The 16,877-nt window shown below is 66.8% G+C and carries 10 protein-coding genes and 3 pseudogenes; 4 read left to right on the forward strand and 9 right to left on the reverse strand.

Features of this window, described 5'->3' with window-relative positions:
• From ACNANG_RS07615 to ACNANG_RS07625, 3 genes are all read left to right on the forward strand, one after another.
• Positions 1 to 174 carry a hypothetical protein gene (locus tag ACNANG_RS07615; RefSeq protein ID WP_420226684.1) on the forward strand — a complete coding sequence of 58 codons (174 nt, stop codon included), beginning with the start codon at positions 1 to 3 and terminating at the stop codon, positions 172 to 174.
• Positions 150 to 1,091, forward strand: a complete 942-nt coding sequence (locus tag ACNANG_RS07620) for a hypothetical protein (protein ID WP_420226685.1) — start codon at positions 150 to 152, stop codon at positions 1,089 to 1,091. The genes ACNANG_RS07615 and ACNANG_RS07620 overlap by 25 nt, the downstream gene beginning before the upstream one ends.
• Positions 1,092 to 1,314: 223 nt before the next feature.
• Positions 1,315 to 2,061, forward strand: coding sequence for a pseudouridine synthase (locus ACNANG_RS07625; RefSeq protein WP_420226686.1), 747 nt, complete (start codon positions 1,315 to 1,317; stop codon positions 2,059 to 2,061).
• A 122-nt stretch (positions 2,062 to 2,183) separates the two neighbouring features.
• On the opposite strand, the gene ACNANG_RS07630 is transcribed toward ACNANG_RS07625, so the two are convergent.
• From ACNANG_RS07630 to ACNANG_RS07665, 8 genes and pseudogenes are all read right to left on the reverse strand, one after another.
• Positions 2,184 to 2,882, reverse strand: a complete 699-nt coding sequence (locus ACNANG_RS07630; RefSeq protein WP_420226687.1) for a PqiC family protein — start codon at positions 2,880 to 2,882, stop codon at positions 2,184 to 2,186.
• A complete protein-coding gene (locus ACNANG_RS07635) occupies positions 2,879 to 3,121 on the reverse strand; it encodes a hypothetical protein (protein WP_420226688.1) in 243 nt (80 codons plus the stop codon). The genes ACNANG_RS07630 and ACNANG_RS07635 overlap by 4 nt, the downstream gene beginning before the upstream one ends.
• 63 nt (positions 3,122 to 3,184) lie before the next feature.
• Entirely contained in the window at positions 3,185 to 4,831 is a 1,647-nt protein-coding gene (locus ACNANG_RS07640) for an intermembrane transport protein PqiB (protein ID WP_420226689.1), read from the reverse strand.
• The gene (locus ACNANG_RS07645; protein WP_420226690.1) at positions 4,815 to 5,567 is read right to left on the reverse strand and encodes a paraquat-inducible protein A; all 753 of its coding nucleotides are present in this window, start codon (positions 5,565 to 5,567) and stop codon (positions 4,815 to 4,817) included. The genes ACNANG_RS07640 and ACNANG_RS07645 overlap by 17 nt, the downstream gene beginning before the upstream one ends.
• Positions 5,555 to 6,189 (reverse strand): annotated as a pseudogene (locus ACNANG_RS07650) (paraquat-inducible protein A). Before ACNANG_RS07650 ends, ACNANG_RS07645 begins: the two are co-directional and overlap by 13 nt.
• Positions 6,190 to 6,576: 387 nt before the next feature.
• A pseudogene (gene tldD / locus ACNANG_RS07655) lies at positions 6,577 to 8,035 on the reverse strand (metalloprotease TldD).
• 28 nt (positions 8,036 to 8,063) lie between these two features.
• Positions 8,064 to 8,887 (reverse strand): annotated as a pseudogene (locus tag ACNANG_RS07660) (carbon-nitrogen hydrolase family protein).
• Positions 8,888 to 8,988: 101 nt separating this feature from the next.
• Entirely contained in the window at positions 8,989 to 13,401 is a 4,413-nt protein-coding gene (locus ACNANG_RS07665; protein ID WP_420226691.1) for a YhdP family protein, read from the reverse strand.
• 213 nt (positions 13,402 to 13,614) lie between these two features.
• Here ACNANG_RS07665 and glnE point away from each other — a divergent pair, with 213 nt between their 5' ends.
• Positions 13,615 to 16,464, forward strand: a complete 2,850-nt coding sequence (gene glnE, locus ACNANG_RS07670) for a bifunctional [glutamate--ammonia ligase]-adenylyl-L-tyrosine phosphorylase/[glutamate--ammonia-ligase] adenylyltransferase (RefSeq protein WP_420226692.1) — start codon at positions 13,615 to 13,617, stop codon at positions 16,462 to 16,464.
• A gap of 69 nt (positions 16,465 to 16,533) precedes the next feature.
• Here glnE and ACNANG_RS07675 read toward each other — a convergent pair whose 3' ends face one another.
• Positions 16,534 to 16,860, reverse strand: coding sequence for an AzlD domain-containing protein (locus ACNANG_RS07675; protein ID WP_420227481.1), 327 nt, complete (start codon positions 16,858 to 16,860; stop codon positions 16,534 to 16,536).
• Between the last annotated feature and the right edge of the window lie 17 nt (positions 16,861 to 16,877).

Raw genomic sequence — 16,877 nt, forward strand, 5'->3', positions numbered from 1 at the left:
ATGAGCCATCCCGTCTTTCTCAACGCGACGTCCAACCCCCGCATGCCCGATGGCAGCAGCCATGAGTGGGAGGCGTTCTTTCTGGAAGGCGGACCCGAGCTGGAAGCCAATGCGCATATCCCCTTCTGTGGATGGCGCTGTTTACGCCCATGGACCTGCATTGGGCGCGACTGATCGATGACGAGGACCTGGACAGCGACGCGCGCGAAGACATGATGGACTATGGCGACACCCAGTATCCGTACCTGGTGACGTCGCTGGAACGCGCGCTGGCGACGCTGGCGCAGCGCGCGCCGCTGCTGGTGGCGCGGTTCGGGACCGACGTGGCGCCCATCGTCGACAACTTTGCGCGGCACCTGCGTCTGCATTACGGGCCGTATGTGTTGTGCCGGACGAGCGGCTTGCCGGACGTGGAAGCCTTCGGTCCCGAACTGCAAAAAGCGCTGGAAGACTTCGAAGCGTTAACGCGGTCCGGGGACGCCGCGTCCGATAACGTGATCGTTGCCGATATCAACCATACGCGCACCATGCTGCGGCCCGACCGGATGCATCTGCTGACGGGCCATAGCCACGACTTTACGCAGGCCGAGCCGGAACCCGAGGTCGTGGACGTGGTGCTGCCAGTGGATGCGGAGGTGGCTGAGCCGGCCAGGGTCACGCAGTCGGCGCGTGCGTCGACGCGAGTGGCGGCTGACGATGCGCTGGTTGCGGCTGTGAAGCGAAGCGCGGATCGGGCTTCGGGCTGGAGCGCGGATCAAAGCATGGATCGGGCTGCGGGCCGGAGCGCGGATCAAAGCATGCATCGGGCTGCGGGCCGGAGCGCGAATCAAAGCACGGATCGGGCTGCGGGTCACGCTGCGGAGACCTCAGCCGCGGCTCGCGGTGGCGCCACGGCCAACAGGGACGCAGCGACCGCCCGATCCCAGCAACCCGCCAGGCGCGAGAACAAGCTGGTTGGATGGCTGGTGGCGGTGGCTGTTGGCGTGCCGACCGTGCTGGCCTATCAGACAACACGGTCGGTATGGATCAGCGGCATCCTGTTCCTGCTGCTATGTGCGGCGGCCGGATGGTTCATGAAGCGACGAGCTTGAGGTCTGGGCGGATATCACGGGTGACGCCACGAGTGACGCCGCAAGTGATGCCACGCGTGATGCCACGGGTTAACGCCACGCGTGATGCCACGAGTGATGCCACAGGCAACGCCACGACTGATGCCACGCGTGATGCCACGGGTAACGCCACGCGCGATGCCACGAGTGACGCCCCGTTGATTGCGACTAAAATGCCGCGTTACCCCTCCTTGATCCGACCAGCATGTCCGAACCCCTACGCCTTTCCAAACGCATGTCCGAACTCGGCCTGTGCTCCCGCCGCGAAGCCGATGCATGGATCGAACGCGGCTGGGTGCGCGTGGATGGCGTCGTCGTCTCGACCCTGGGCAGCAAGGTGCTGCCCGAACAGAAGATCACCGTGGAACGCCAGGCCAGCAACGAGCAGGCGCGCCGCGTCACCATCCTGATCAACAAGCCCGTGGGGTTTGTGAGTGGCCAGGCCGAAGACGGGTATCGCCCTGCCGTGTCCTTGATCAGTTCGCGCACGCGCTGGAAGCTGGATCGGTCGCCCACGCAGTTCCAGCCCAATCAGCTGCGCAACCTGGTGCCCGCGGGCCGGCTGGACATCGATTCCGTTGGCCTGCTGGTGCTGACGCAAGACGGCCGCATCGCCAAGCATCTGATCGGCGAAACGTCGGAGGTCGATAAGGAATACCTGGTGCGCGTGCAATACCACAAGCCCGGCCGCCTGCCGGAGTCGGACCTGCGGTTGCTGAATCACGGTATGACCATGGACGGCAAGCCGCTGAAGGAAGCCAAGGTCTATTGGCAGAACGAGGACCAGCTGAGCTTTACCTTGCGCGAGGGCAAGAAGCGCCAGATCCGCCGCATGTGCGAAAACGTCGGCCTGCGGGTGATCGGACTGAAGCGGGTGCGGATCGGCAAGGTGACGCTGGGGGATCTGCCGACTGGTGAATGGCGGTATCTGGGTGCCGACGAAAGCTTTTAGGCTCGGCTTGGCCAGACCATGAAACATGCCGCGCACTGCGCGGCATGTTTGCGTTGGAACTGGCGAAATGAAGACATCGAAGTCGGGCTAATCAAGCCCGGCTTCGGCTGCGGGGATAAAAGTCAACCCACCGAGGCCGAGCAATACGGTGCCGCGCCGCCGCTTTCCAGCGCGCGCTGGCTGGCGGCTACGGCGTCGACGACCTGACCCACGACGCGTTGATGCGCCACGATCACGTCGGCCACCTGCGCGCCGGCGGGCGCTTCGAACCGCGCCTGACACACCCGGCCATTCGGCCCGGACACCTGCTTGACCAGCCATGACACATTGGCCCGCACCGCCCCGCCCTGCTGCGCGTCGAGCTGGTTGAATTCGATCGAGATGCGATAGGACGGCGCCTTGCCGGCCAGGCCGGTCTGCGACACGTCGGCCGCGTTCAGCTGCGACTGCAGGCCGAACGAAATTGCGTCGTGCAGTTCGTCAGCCAATGATGCCGACCAACGGTCTTCTTCCAGCACCCGCAGTTGCGTGGCGTCGGTGCGCAGCACGAGCTGGCGGCGGCGCAGGCGTTCGGGAATGATGACAGGGGCAACGTCGATGAAGCGGGTGGGGCCTGAGGTGGACGCATTACCGGTCGACGCAGTGCCGGCCGCGGCGGCGTTGCCAGCGGCAGTGGACGATGCCATGCGGTCGGTCCCCGGCGCCATCTGCGCGCCGCCTTGTATTGCGGACGGATCCTGCAATGTGTAGATGCGCGGCGCAGACGGACCTGCGCACGCGGCAAGGCCAAGAGTCGCCAGGCCCAGCGCCCAGATCGTCATGCTCGACCACAGGCGGCTGCTTGCAACCCCCGCAGCGCTTCCACCGACCGCGCCGGCACGCGACGCCGCGCCAGCCGAAGCTCTGCCAGCCGAAGCTCCGCCAGCCGAAGCTCTACCAGCCGAAGCTCCGCCAGCCAAAGCTCCGCCAGCCGAAGCTCCACCAGCCGAAGTTCCGCCAGCCGAAGCTCCACCAGCCGAAGTTCCGCCAGCCGAAGTTCCGCGACACAAAGCGCCACCATGGTCTTCCTCCACGCGTGTAACAGCCAAGCCCATCATCGTCCGGCGCGGTGCAGCGATTGGTCTCATCGTTCGTCCTTCGGTTTGCCCCGGATCAGCGACTGGGGATTCTGTTCAAGATAATCGGTCAGCTGACGCAGCGAGTTCGACGTGCGCATCAGTTCCTGCATCGCGCGGCGCACGTCCTGCTGCAGCGGCGCGTCGGACGAGAAGGTCTGTTCGGCGGCGCGCAGGGTCGCACGGGCATCCTGCATGGTGGCCGTGATTTCCGGCGCGACCTTGCCATTCAGGGTGCTGACCAGTTGCTCGGTGGTGGCCATGGTGGTGCGCAGGCTGGCCAAGGTCGCGGCGATGTCCTGACCCATGGTGTCGAACGGGAACTTGCCGATCTTGTCGACGATTTCGGCGATGCGCGTCTGCAGTTCGTTGAACGTGCCCGGCACGGTCGGGAACTCGGGCAGGGTCGACTTGCCGTTCGGGTTCAGCGTGGGCGCCTTGGAACCCGGGAAGAAGTCGATGGCCACGTACATCTGGCCGGTCAGCAGGTTGCCGTTGCGCAATTGCGCCCGCATGCCGTTCCTGACCAGGCCGTCGTAGATCTGTTTCTGATCCATGTCGTTGGCGGTGGTGCCGCTGGCGGACCGGCTGCCCAGACCCAGACGCTGCGGGTACAGGTCGACCACCACCGGCAGCACGAAGACCCGTTTGTCGCGGCGGAATTCGATGCCGATCGATCGCACCTGACCGATCACGACACCGCGGAAGTCCACCGGCGCGCCGGGCGACAGGCCGCGCACGGATTGTTCGAAGTACATGACGACACTGGTGGGCGCGCCATCTTCGGGCTTGAGCGCCATGTCCTGGTCGCCGAACAGGGCGAACGTGGCGTCATTCGGTGCCGGGTCGGAGGCAGGCAGATACGGCGACGCCTGGAAGGACACGCCTCCCAGCACCACGGTCGCAAGCGATTGGGTCTGCAGCTTCAGGCCGTCGGCATTGAGCTGCACGTTGACGCCGCTGGCGTGCCAGAAGCGGGTGTTCGCGGTGACGAATTTGTCATACGGCGCATTGACGAACACACGCAGCGTGATGCCGGTGCCATCGGGGTCAAGGTCATACGCCACGACCTGGCCCACGTTGATGCGCCGGTAGTACACCGGAGACCCGAGGTCCAACGAGCCGAGATCGGTCGCGCGCAGCACGAACTGCTTGCCCGGGGTGTCGGTCGTCACGATGGGCGGGACTTCCAGCCCGGTAAAGTCGGTAACGCGTTCTTCGGATTTGCCGGGGTCCACGCCAATGTATGCGCCTGACAGGAGCGTGTTGAGCCCGGTCACGCCGCTGGCCGCCACCCGGGGCTTGACGACCCAGAAGCGCGAGCCTTCGACGGCGAAGGTGTCCGCGTCTTTGGTCAACTCGACATTGACGATGACGTGGGTGCGGTCGCGCACCAGCCGGATCGATTGCACCTGTCCGATGTCCACGTCCTTGTAGCGGACCTTGGTCTTGCCGGCTTCCAGCCCTTCCGCCGTGCGGAAGGTGATATCGACCGATGGCCCGTGCTTGGACAGGATGTTGAACATGAACGACAGGCCGGCCACGGCGGCGACGATCGGGATCAGCCACACCAGCGATGGCAGCCAGCCCCTGCGATGTCGGCGCGCCGGCTCAGGCACGGGCCGGGTCGTTTGCGGTTCAGTCTGTTGTGTCATGCGTATCCACCGGGTCCCAGATAAGGCGTGGGTCGAAGCTGAGCGATGCGAACATGGTAAGGACCACGACCGCGCCGAACGCCAGGGCGCCGGGCTCCGGCGTCACCATGGCCAGCGCATCGAGCCGCACCAGCGACGCCAGCAGCGCCACTACAAAAATGTCGACCATCGACCAGCGGCCGACGGCTTCGACCATGCGATACAGCCGCGTGCGTTCGTAGGGACGCCAGGTCGAGCGACGCTGCGCGGTGATGACCAGCATGGTCAGCACCGCGAGCTTGAAGACAGGGACGACGATGCTGGCGATGAACACCACGGCCGCCACGAAATAGGAGCCGTCCAGCCACAGGTAGACGACGCCGCTCATGATCGTGTTGGTTTGCGAGCTGAGCAGCGTCCCGGTCGTCATGATGGGAAGCAGGTTGGCAGGGATGTACAGGATCAGCGCCGCGATCAGGAACGCCCAGGTGCGTTCGATGCTGGCGACTTTGCGGGCATGGACGGGGGCGCCGCAACGGCCGCAGGGCGTTTCGGCCACGGCAGCCGGATGCACAGCGCCGCAATGCGTACACTCCACGACCCCGGCCTCGGCCGCCGTGCGCACGGGCGCATGGTCGTCCACGGCGGTGCTGTGGGACGTGATGATGGACGCGCCTGGCGTGGCGGAGCCGGTCGACGACGGCCCCGGGCCATCGTCACGCAATGGGGCGGGGTGCGGAACGGTCAGTTCTGGCATCGATCCGCCCGGTCCCACAGTTCGGCGGGGTCGTAGCTCAGCACCGACGTCAGCAACAGCGTCAGCAGCGCGAACGACCATAAGGAGATGCCCGGCACGATGGTCGCCATGGTCGACAGTTTGACCAGCGCGGCAACGATGCCCAGCATGAAGACTTCGATCATGCCCCACGGACGCCCCATGCGGATGGCGCGGATGACCAGCCCGAAGCCGGGCGGCACATGGCCGGCCGCCAGGGGGCCAGCACATAGAGCAGCAAGGCCAGTTCGGCGAACGGAAAGAAGATCGTGGTCGCGAACACCAGCATAGCCACCAGAAACATGTCTTCGTCCAGCAGCACCAGAACGGCTTCCCAGGCGGTGGTTTCGGTACGGATGCCCTGGATCTCCATCGCCACGATGGGGAAGGCGTTACAAATACAGAAGACGATCAGGCAGGCAATGACGATGGGCAGCAACCGCTGATACTGGCGTTCGGTATCGTGATAAAGCTCGGTGCCGCACCGTTCGCAATACGCGACTTCCTTGCGCGCAAGGGGAACCCTGCGATAGACCGCATCGCAGTGTTCACATACCTTCAACGCAGCGCCATCAGACGCATCGGGCAAGCCAGTTTCGGTCATCGCGCAGACCCGGGCGCCGTCAGGACGGACCCAGAGGGATACTTCAGGGGATATGTCGGGGAAGGGATCCGATTAGGGCGTACATACGAACGCGCCAAGCCGGTACCCGTTTACAAACAACAGTGTATGTAAACGGTCCCATCATATCCCAAGGCGTACCCGCAGCTGTGGTGCGGATGAGCGCCCTGGCAAGGGAAATGGCAACAGGGCGCGACATTTGCTTCATCCGTCGATGGTATACGGACGGAGGAGGAGAATGCAGAGAGTATTGGCGCCCCACGGCGCTGTGTACGCGCCACAAACCGCGCGCCGCAGACCGTGCGCTACAGGCCACGCGCCGAGGATCGCGCCGGCCAGGTAACCCGGCCCTTATCCAGGCACCGGTATTTACGCCGTGCCGCCCACGGTCAGCCCGTCCATGCGCAATGTAGGCTGCCCAACGCCCACCGGCACGCTTTGACCGTCTTTGCCGCAAGTCCCGACCCCCGAGTCCAGGCGCATGTCGTTGCCGATCATGCTGACCTGGGTCATGGCTTCCGGACCGCTGCCAATCAGGGTAGCGCCCTTGACCGGGTACGAAATCTTGCCGTCTTCGATCATGTAGGCCTCGGACGTGGAGAAGACGAACTTGCCGTTCGTGATGTCGACCTGGCCGCCGCCGAAGTTGACGGCGTACAGGCCACGCTTGACCGACCGGATGATCTCTTCGGGGTCTTTATCGCCGTTCATCATGTAGGTGTTGGTCATGCGCGGCATGGGCAGGTGCGCAAAGGATTCGCGGCGGCCATTGCCGGTCACCGGCGTCTTCATCAGCCGTGCATTGAGCGAGTCCTGCATGTAGCCCTTCAGGATGCCATCTTCGATCAGCACGTTGCGCTGCGAGACATTGCCTTCGTCGTCCACGTTGAGCGAGCCGCGGCGATCGGGCAAGGTGCCGTCGTCGACCACGGTCACGCCCTTGGAGGCCACACGTTCGCCGATACGGCCCGAAAACACGCTGGATCCCTTGCGGTTGAAGTCGCCTTCCAGGCCATGGCCCACGGCCTCGTGCAGCAGGATGCCGGGCCAGCCCGACCCGAGCACCACGGTCATTTCGCCAGCCGGCGCCGGGCGGGCGTCCAGGTTGACCAAGGCTTCGTGCACCGCGCGTTCCACATAGCCTGCCAGGACGTCGTCGGTAAAGTATTCGAAGCCGGTGCGGCCACCGCCGCCGCCATGTCCCATTTCACGCCGGCCGTTCTGCTCGGCGATCACGGTGAGCGACAGGCGCACCAGGGGCGGACGTCGGCCGCGAGACGGCCATCGCTGCCCGCGACCAGCACCACGTCATATTCGGCGCCCAGGCTGGCCATGACCTGCACGATGCGAGGGTCCTTGGCGCGCGCCATTTTTCGAAGCGTTCGAGCAGCGCGACCTTGTCGGCCGCTTCCAACGAGCCGATGGGATCCAGCGCCGAATACAGCGAGCGCGAATCGCCTTGCGCGTAACGGTTCGGCACCTTGATCTTGCCCGCGCCCTGGCGTGCGATGGTGCGCACCGCGCGGGACGACGACATCAGGGCTTCGGGCGAGAGCGAATCGGAGTAGGCAAACGCGGTTTTTTCGCCGCTTAGCGCGCGGACACCCACGCCCTGGCCGATCGAAAAACTGCCGGTCTTGACGATGCCTTCTTCCAGGCTCCAGCCTTCGCTGCGGGTGTACTGGAAGTACAGGTCGGCATAGTCCACCTTGTGCGTGAAGATCTCGCCGATCGCGCGCGACAGGTCGGCCTCGGTCAGGCCCCAGGGGTCGAGCAGCAAGGACTTGGCGGTCGCGAAGGCCTGGATATTGGGTTCTACGATATGCATTGAGGAAGCTCTGATGAATGCGTGACGGTCACATCACACGGTGACGCAAGGCGGGCAGTGAACTGCGGACGTCGGCAATGCGGGCGGGATCGATGTTGCCACAGACCACGCCGGGCCCTTCGGGCAGAACGTCGATCACGGTGCCCCAGGGATCGACCAGCATGGCGTGGCCCCAGGTGCTGCGGCCATTGGGATGCCGGCCGCCCTGCGCCGGCGCCAGCACATAACACTGGTTTTCGACCGCGCGGGCGCGCAGCAGCAATTCCCAATGGGCCTTGCCTGTGGTGTAGGTGAAGGCGGCCGGCACCAAAATCAAGGCCGTGTCGCCCAGCGCCCGGTAGAGCTCGGGAAAGCGCAGGTCGTAGCAGGTGGACATGCCGACCCGGCCGAACGGCGCCTGGAATGCGACCGGCTGCCCGCCCGGGCGGATGCTGATGGACTCGTCGTAGGACTCGGCATCGCGGGTGAAGCTGAACAGGTGGATCTTGTCGTAACGCGCAAGCACGGCGCCGTCCGGCCCGTAGACGAAGGCAGTATTAAAGACGCGGTCGGGATCCGGACACGCCAGCGGCAAAGTGCCGCCCGCCAAGATGATGCCGTGCTGTTTTGCCTGGCCGGCCAGGAAGTCCTGGACCGGTCCATTGCCTTCCGGTTCGCGGATGGCCACTTTTTCGTGGTCAGCCCGGCCCATGAAGCAGAAGTATTCGGGTAGCGCCACGAGCTTGGCCCCCGCCCCACTGCCTGGGCGATGAGTTCGGACGCCATATCCAGGTTTTCCTGGACGTCGGGCGTGGACACCATTTGCAGCGCGGCGACGCGCGTAAGCGGAGAAACGTCAGCGGAATCAGGCATGGCAGGCGGCTATCCGGCGGTCGAAAACCGTATTGTGACGCAGAACCGCGATGGTCATGTACGGCACCTGGACAGAGATGTCCTGCTCGCGGCGGCCATCCTCAAGGCGCGGCCACGGGCTCATTGGCGACCGGCCCCGGCCGCGGCACGACATTCGGAATCCGTGCAATGACGGGATCGGCCCAACTGCCCGAGATGCCGTACTGATACGTGAACGCCGCGCCCAGCGGCTCGCGCAGCAGCAGCTGGGCGACGAACATGCTCAGGCCGACCACGGGGTTCACCAGGCCGTACAGCAGGGTCGCGCCGCCCGCATCCAGCTTGGGCACCACCACCACGCGCAGCTTTTGCGTCTCGTGCACGAGGTCGGTGTCGCCGGCCATCATGACGGTGGCCGAAATGCCGTTCATGCGGAAGTCTTCGGTGTGCGCGACGCCGCTGCGGATGGCGGCGTGGCCATGCAGGCTGTCGAATGCGAAGCCTTCGCTGAACACGTCGCGAAAGTCCAGGCTGACGCGGCGGGGCAGCGACTGCAAGGACAGCACGCCCAGCAGCTTGGCGATGCCCGGGTCGGCTTTCAGGAATTGGCCTTTGCCGATGTCGAGCGCCACGGTGCCGCTGAGCGTTGGCATGTCGATCGAATACGGCATGCCCAGCCATGACACCTTGGAATTGACTTTGCCCGCCCCGCCCGCGAGGGTCGCGGGCAGGCCCATCCGGTCCAGGAATTTGCCGGTGTCGACCAGATTCAGCGACGCGTCCAGGGTCATGCGGCGGCGCGTGGTGCGGTTGTCGCCCGGTTCCACGCGCCACACACCCGAGCCTTCCAGCGTCGCATCGGGATTCTTGACCGTCAGGTGGCGCAGCTGCCATTCCAGGCCGCGGTCGACCGTCTGGGCCTGCACTTCAAGCCGCCCCAGCGACTTGCCGTACAGGTCGAACCGGTCGGCAATCAGGTCCACCTCCGGCACGTCGACCGGCTTGGGGTCGGCGACGACCTCGTTGCCGTCGGCGGCCCCCGGTTCGTCTTGCACCACCAGGCGGCGCAGGCGCGCGGTCAGCTTGCCGGCCGTGCCATCCGGGCCTTCGTTCCACGACAGCCGGCCCGCGACCTGGTCGGAGTCGATGTCGACGCGCCAGTCACCACTATCCACCACGGCAGGCTGAGCGGCGGGCAAGGCCGTGGGCGGCAGGCGGGGCGGCGTGGCCCCCTGGCGCGCGGCATACAGGGTGACGTTGTCCAGATGCCGGCCATGCAGCTGCAGGGACCCGGTCTTGAGGTTGACGCGGTTCAGGCTGAACAGCCGCGCGGTAGCGGGCGCCATCGAGGAAGGCGGGGCCACGACCGCGACCGGAGCGGCCAGGGTCGATGCGGTGTCGGTGCCCGGCGTGTCGGCGGCAGCCGGCGCAGAAGTTGAAGCGGAAGCGGCAGCGACAGCCCCCAACGACGACGCCCCACTTGCGGCGCCTCCCGCCCCGGCCGGCGCCGGCGCGGGCGCGGGCGACACGAATTCCGCCATCACCGTGCGCCAGCGATCTACGTCCAGCACAGGCAAATCGATCGCCAGTCCGAACCCGGGTCCCGACAGGCTGGCCGCGCGATTCACGCCCAGCGCGCCGCGCAGACCGCGCAACTGGCCGCTTCCGGCAGCCAGATCCCGTTCGATGTGCAGGTTCACCAGGCTGCCACCGATACTGGCCGCCAGCCAGTCACCCTGGGCGCCGGCCTGTTCCTGCGGACCCCATTCGGCGCGCAGCGGCAACGCGTCGGCAGGCGCCTTGCGTAGCGGCACAGGCAGGTCCATGCCCAGGCCCTGCAGGGTGGACTCGATCACCGCGCCGGGCGGCCTGCCGGGAGCCACACGCAGGGTGGCACGGTAGGCGGTCTGCCCGCTCAGGCGCGCCATGCCCGGCGCGGGCCACACGGTCTGCAACGCGCGGGCCGGGACCGTGCCGTTCGCGACCAATTCATTCACCCCGTTGGCGCCCGGTCCGCCCGACAGCGTGACCGGACCTTCGAGCAGGGTGCCCGTCACGTCCTTGGGGGACACGCCGTCGTTGGAAAAGTGCAGTGTGCCGGTCAGCCGGCTCAGGGGCGGGCTGTCGGCGTTGAAACGGAAGGTGTTGCCCGCCAGCTGGATGTCGCCTTCGACCCTCGCAAAGTCCGCGTGCTTGAGCGGCAGCCGCAAACTGAGCGGCACCACCAGATTGCCAGTGGCCGTCGCGTCGCTTAGCACCTTGCCGCCCATCCGGGACAGGGGCGTTTCGCGCACGAAGCGCAGAAAGTCGGTGGCCGTACCGCGTGCTTCGGTGTCGATCTCGAGCAATGCGTCTTTTTCGAGATGGGCGATGCGGACGTCGGACTGGCCCAGCATGACCGCCGAATCGGGGGCGGTCCGCACCCTGCCGCCCCGGGTGCGCAAGGTCATGGACACGCGATCGAACACGAAGTCGCCGGCAATGTCGTCGATCCTCGGCCAGATGTCGGTATGACCCATGGCCGCGCCCGCCGCTTCCAGTGACACGCCCTGGAATGCGCCCGCCACGTGAAATTCCCCAGCCTTGCCTTCGCCGTACGGGAAGTCGGCCAGGTCGCCCTTGACGCGAAAGTCGACGTCGGACGCCGTGCCGGCCAACAGGGCGTTCCTGAGCCAGACACGCACGTCTTCGGAAACGACCGTCGGAATGAAGCGATGCACGTCCCGCGGATCGGCCCGGGTCAGCTGCCCGGTCAGGTCCAGCGAGCCCGCCGGGGTACGGCCGCGCGCCGTCCAGGTCGCCTGCACGTGGCCGTGATTGCGCGCCTGTTCGAATTCGACCTTGGACATCGTGACCGTCAGCGGGCCGTGTTCAGGCCGCTGCACATCGATGTCACCCACCAGGCGCTGCACCGGCACGGTTGGCGCGGCAAAGACGCCGGGCAGGGTCAGGGTCAGGTTGGATGCGTCGATGGCGATACGCGCGGTGTGCGGCCCGGCATCCAGCGTCCCGCTCAGGTTGGTAACACCCGGCCGCTGGGGGTGATGCGCGTCCTTGCCGGTCGGCACCGGGGCGGCTGTCAGCGACAGGCCGGAAAAGCGGGTTTGCAGGTGGAAGGAATGCAGCGCTGGGGTAGCTGGGGTAGCTGGGGAGCTGACGGGTGCGGGTGCGGGTGCGAGTGCGGATGCGAGTGGGGGTGCAGGTGCAGGTGCGGGTACGGCTGCGGGTCCAGATGCAGATGCAGGTGCAGATGCGGGTGCAGGCGCAACTGCGGCTGGGGGCGAGGCCGCTGCCACGGGTGGCGTAGCCCCACCGGTGGCAGTGCCCGCCAGCGCGGTCAACGGGTCTCCCTGCCATGTCAGCACGACATCATCCAGCCGCCCGGCGGGTTCCGCCTGCGCGATCCGCGTGCGCGTCGCCTCGGGCAGCGGCAGGCCCGGCGCTATGTCCCGCAGCACGCCCAACGACAGCATGGGCACCCGCACCTCGCCCGCATCGGTGTCGGCCGTGTACGACGCCGCCACCGTCCCGGGAGTCATGACTTCGCCCGCGCCGATCCGCACCTGCGGATCGGTCAGGGTCACGCGGTGGCCCGACGCATCCTTGCCGGCATCCACGCGGGCGACGATATCGCGCAGCGGCAAGGCGGGTTGGCCGGCCGCCAGTTGCAGGTCCAGATCATGCAAGGCGACGTCGGCCAGCACGTGGTGCACACGCCCGTCGCGAAAATCGGCCCACCCCCGCAGCGCCCCGTAGCCATTCAGCACCGTGGCCGGCAACGGCAGCCACGCGCGCCACTCCAGCAGGTCGATGAAATCGGCATTGCCGTAGACGGTGCCGCGCCAGCGCGTCATGTCCGTGGGCCGGGTCTCGAACAGGCGGTGCGAGAACTCGGCCCGCAGGTCGATGGTCGAGGCCAGCGCCGGGGGCGGCGTGGCCAGCAGCGCGGCGCGGTGCCGGCGCCCGTTGTTGCGCAGCCGGAAGGCCACGTCATGGAAGTCCAGGGCGGGCGCCTGATTCATGTCGTCCAGCCAGCGCACCGTGCCGCCCCGCATGGACACGTCGCCTTGCGCCAGCAGCCAGCGGCTGGCGGCGTGGGACCCGGATTCGCGCGGATCGAACGAGATACCGGCAACCCAGATGCGCCCGGCGGCATCCCGGCGAACGTCGATGTGCGGCGATTCGATCTGCAACTGGAGCAGGCGCGGCTCGAACACCAGCAGGCTGCGCCAGGAAAACAGCGTGGCGATGCGCGGCAGCGCCAGGGCAACCCGGCCTTCGGCATCCAGCACGTCTACCTCGCGCAGGACCAGCCGGGGATGCAGCCCCATCCAGTTCGCGTCGATGGCGCCGATGCGTATCGGCACGCCCGCCTGCCTGCTGACCATCCGTTCCAGGGCCGGCCGGTAGTCGTCGATCGCGGGCAACACGGCATACCGGAGCGCGATCACCGCGAACGCGAACAGGAAGTAGCCGGCCAGCAGCAACAACAGGGCGGGTCGAACAACGAGACGATACAGAGGAGACAGACGCACGTAGGAAGGACAGGGGGAGGATGCGGCGATCCGGGCAAGCCCGTATCGGAGGCTGAGCCGAAGCTTACCGCGTAGAACCTGGCTTATGCTGCTACAGATCAAAAACAGCGTAACGAGAGACGCACGTGTCAGCGGATCGGCCACACTGAGCGGTCACTTCCGCCACGACCGTCTGTTCACGCCAGACCATCGACGCTTATTACGAGACCGCCCATGTCAGATTCTTCCCTTCTTGCTTCCGCCCTGGCCTGGTCCGGCCACTTGCGGCGGCGCGTGAGCGCGCAGCCCGCCTGGGTGGACGGGCTGGCCGACGGGGCGCGGCACCCCGTCACCAGCGAGACACTGGCCACCTGGTTCGATGAATTGTGCGCGCGCCGCAACGTGGCGCCGGCCGGCCCCCTGCCCGTGGCCGATTGCAAGGCGGTGCTGCGGCAACTGCGGGAACGTGTGTTCTGCACCATCATGGTCCGCGACCTGGGCGGCCTGGCGCCGCTGGAAGAGGTGGTCACGGCAATGACGCGGCTGGCGGACCTTGCGATTGCGCAGGCCTACCGCAGCGTGGCTGCCGAACTGGCCGAGGTGCACGGCATTCCGCGCGAGGCGGCCAGCGGCCTGCCGCAGGAAATGTTGATCGTCGGCATGGGCAAGCTGGGCGGCGAAGAATTGAATGTGTCGTCCGACATCGACCTGGTCATGCTGTATGGCGACGAAGGCGATACCGACGGCCGCCGTCCCATCTCCCACCACGAGTTCTATGGCCGCCTGACGCGGCGCATGATGCCGGTGATCTCCGAGATCGACGCCGACGGCCACGTGTTCCGGACCGACCTGCGCCTGCGTCCCGATGGCGATTCCGGCCCGCTGGCCTGGAGTCTGGATGCATTTGAAAACTACCTGGTATCGCAGGGCCGCGAATGGGAACGCTATGCGTGGCTGAAGGCGCGGCGGATCGAGGTGTCGGCGTTCGAGGGCAGCGATGTGTCGTCACAGGCCGCGCAACTGGAAGCCCTGCGGCGGCCCTTCGTGTACCGCAAGTACTTCGACTTTGACGCGCTGGCGGCGCTGCGCGGCCTGCGCGAACGGATCCGCGAGGACTGGAACCGGCGCGCGTTCAAGGGATCGGGGGCAGACACCACGCAGGCCGACAACATCAAGCTCGGCGAAGGCGGGATCCGCGAAATCGAATTTGTCGTGCAGCTGTCGCAGCTGGTGCGCGGCGGGCGCCAGCCGTCTCTGCAGACACGCGGACTGCTCGCGGCCCTGAAGGCCGAGACCGAAACCGGACTGGTATCGCCCGGCGATTCGGAGCGCCTGGAGGCGGCTTACCGCTTTTTGCGCCGGACGGAACATGCACTGCAATATCGCGAAGACCAGCAGACGCATCTGCTGCCCCACGAACCCGACCGCCGCGCCGACCTGGCCAAGGCGCTGGGTTTCGAAGCGCTGGACGCGTTCGAGGCGGAACTGGCGGGGCATCGGCAGTTCGTGGAACAGACCTTCCGGGATGTGTTCGGGCGGCAGGGCATCGGGGCCGACACCGCCGTCAACTCCTCGCCCGACAACGACGGCGCACCCTTGCTGGCGTGCGATCCGTCGGCTGCCGACACCGATCCCGAAACCGTGCTGGCCGTGCATCTGCACCAGCATCTGCCGGCGCTGGAAGCGGAACTGCTGCCGCGCGGGCTGGCCATGCTCAATGGCAGCCGGATCCGCACCTTGTCGGACGCCAGCCGCCGCCGGCTGTCCGCCCTGCTTCCGGCGGTGATCCAGGCCGCGGCGCTGACCAAGGCGCCGGGCCCGGCGTTCTTGCGCATGTTCGATCTGATCGAGAATATCGCGCAGCGCAGCGCCTACATGGCCCTGCTGACGGAATTTCCGGACACGCTGGCCCGCGTCGCGCGCATTATGGCGGCCAGCGAATGGGCAGCGCAGTATCTGATCCGCCACCCCATCCTGCTGGACGAACTGCTGGATTGGCGCACCCTGCTGGCGCCGCCGAATTTCGACCAGATCGCCCAGACCCTGAGCGACGACCTGGACCGCTGCGTGATCGAAGGCACGCCACCCGTGCCCGACATCGAACGGCAGATGAACATCATGCGCGACGTGCAGCGCCAGTGGGGCTTCCACTTGCTGGCGCAGGACCTGGAAGGCAAGTTGACGGTGGAACGCCTGGGCGACTTCCTGTCCCTGCTGGCCGACCTGCTGCTGCGCGAAACCCTGAAACGCGTCTGGCCGCAGGTGTCGCGCGACGGCGGCGCGTCGCCCGCCCGCTTCGCCGTGATCGCCTATGGCAAGCATGGCGGCAAGGAAATGGGTTACGCGTCGGACCTGGACCTGGTCTTCCTGTTCGAAGACAGCCGCGACGATGCCGGCGAGGTCTATGCCCGCTTCGGGCAGCGCATTCTGTCGTGGCTGGGGTCCTTGACCGCGTCGGGCCGCCTGTATGAGGTCGACCTGCGGTTGCGGCCCGACGGCCAGGCCGGCCTGATGGTGATTTCGACCGAGGCCTTCGAGCGCTATCAGAAAGAACACGCCTGGCCCTGGGAACACCAGGCCATCACCCGGGCGCGCTTTGCGGTGGGCGACCCGCATGTGGGCGCTCGCTTTGAAGAAATCCGCCGGCAGGTGATGCTGATGCCGCGCGATCCGGACAAGCTGGCGCGCGACGTGATCGACATGCGCAAGAAGATGAACGAAGGGCATGTGAACCGCACGTCCCTGTTCGACCTGAAGCACGATCCGGGCGGCATGGTGGACGTCGAATTCGTGACGCAGTACCTGGTGCTGCGCCACGCGGCCGACCACCCGCGCCTGCTGGAAAACCTGGGCAACATCACCCTGCTGCGGCTGGCGGCCGAAGCCGGCCTGCTGCCGCAACCGCTGGCCATGCGCGCCGGAGACGCCTACCGCACGCTGCGGCGCGAGCAGCACGCGCTGCGGCTGCAGGGCCTGGACAAGGCCCGGGTGCCGCAGGATAGCCTGACCCCGGAACGGGCGGCGGTGATCGAACTGTGGGAGACGGTCATGGGGCCGCGGCAGGCGGCAACGCCGCAGCTGTAAGCAAGGCGAGCCGGCCAAGGGGCAGCCGCTGGCGCCGCCACGTGATCTTGCGTGCGGCGCGCGGGCGGCTCAGCCGGTCACGGCCCGCAGCACCCACAGCGTCACCATGCCCGCCGCGATCATGGCCACCGTGCTGCGCGAGACGGCCATGACGCCCACGGCAGCCGCCGCGGCGACGATACGCAGGTCGAAGGTTGGCCCCGTTACCGGCGACCAGGGCAGCAGTTCCGGCACGATGATCGCCACCAGGGCCGCCGCGGGCGCATAACGCAAGGCGCGGCGCACGCCATCGGGCAGCGGGACGCGGTCGCCGAGCAGCATGAAGCTGGCGCGCGTCACAAGGGTGCACAGCCCCAGCGCAAGTATCGCGAGCCAGACATACAGGTTGTCGGACATGGAGGGAAAGGTCGATG

The organism is Pigmentiphaga litoralis, from assembly GCF_048632615.1.
Classification (GTDB): Bacteria; Pseudomonadota; Gammaproteobacteria; order Burkholderiales; family Burkholderiaceae_B; genus Pigmentiphaga; species Pigmentiphaga litoralis_B.

Bases quoted from the DNA above. Each gene is read 5' to 3' on its own strand.
- ACNANG_RS07615 (WP_420226684.1), top strand. From the start codon at position 1: ATGAGCCATCCCGTCTTTCTCAACGCGACGTCCAACCCCCGCATGCCC.
- ACNANG_RS07620 (WP_420226685.1), top strand. From the start codon at position 150: ATGGACCTGCATTGGGCGCGACTGATCGATGACGAGGACCTGGACAGC.
- ACNANG_RS07625 (WP_420226686.1), top strand. From the start codon at position 1,315: ATGTCCGAACCCCTACGCCTTTCCAAACGCATGTCCGAACTCGGCCTG.
- ACNANG_RS07630 (WP_420226687.1), bottom strand. From the start codon at position 2,882: ATGACGATCTGGGCGCTGGGCCTGGCGACTCTTGGCCTTGCCGCGTGC.
- ACNANG_RS07635 (WP_420226688.1), bottom strand. From the start codon at position 3,121: ATGGTGGCGCTTTGTGTCGCGGAACTTCGGCTGGCGGAACTTCGGCTG.
- ACNANG_RS07640 (WP_420226689.1), bottom strand. From the start codon at position 4,831: ATGACACAACAGACTGAACCGCAAACGACCCGGCCCGTGCCTGAGCCG.
- ACNANG_RS07645 (WP_420226690.1), bottom strand. From the start codon at position 5,567: ATGCCAGAACTGACCGTTCCGCACCCCGCCCCATTGCGTGACGATGGC.
- glnE (WP_420226692.1), top strand. From the start codon at position 13,615: ATGTCAGATTCTTCCCTTCTTGCTTCCGCCCTGGCCTGGTCCGGCCAC.
- ACNANG_RS07675 (WP_420227481.1), bottom strand. From the start codon at position 16,860: ATGTCCGACAACCTGTATGTCTGGCTCGCGATACTTGCGCTGGGGCTG.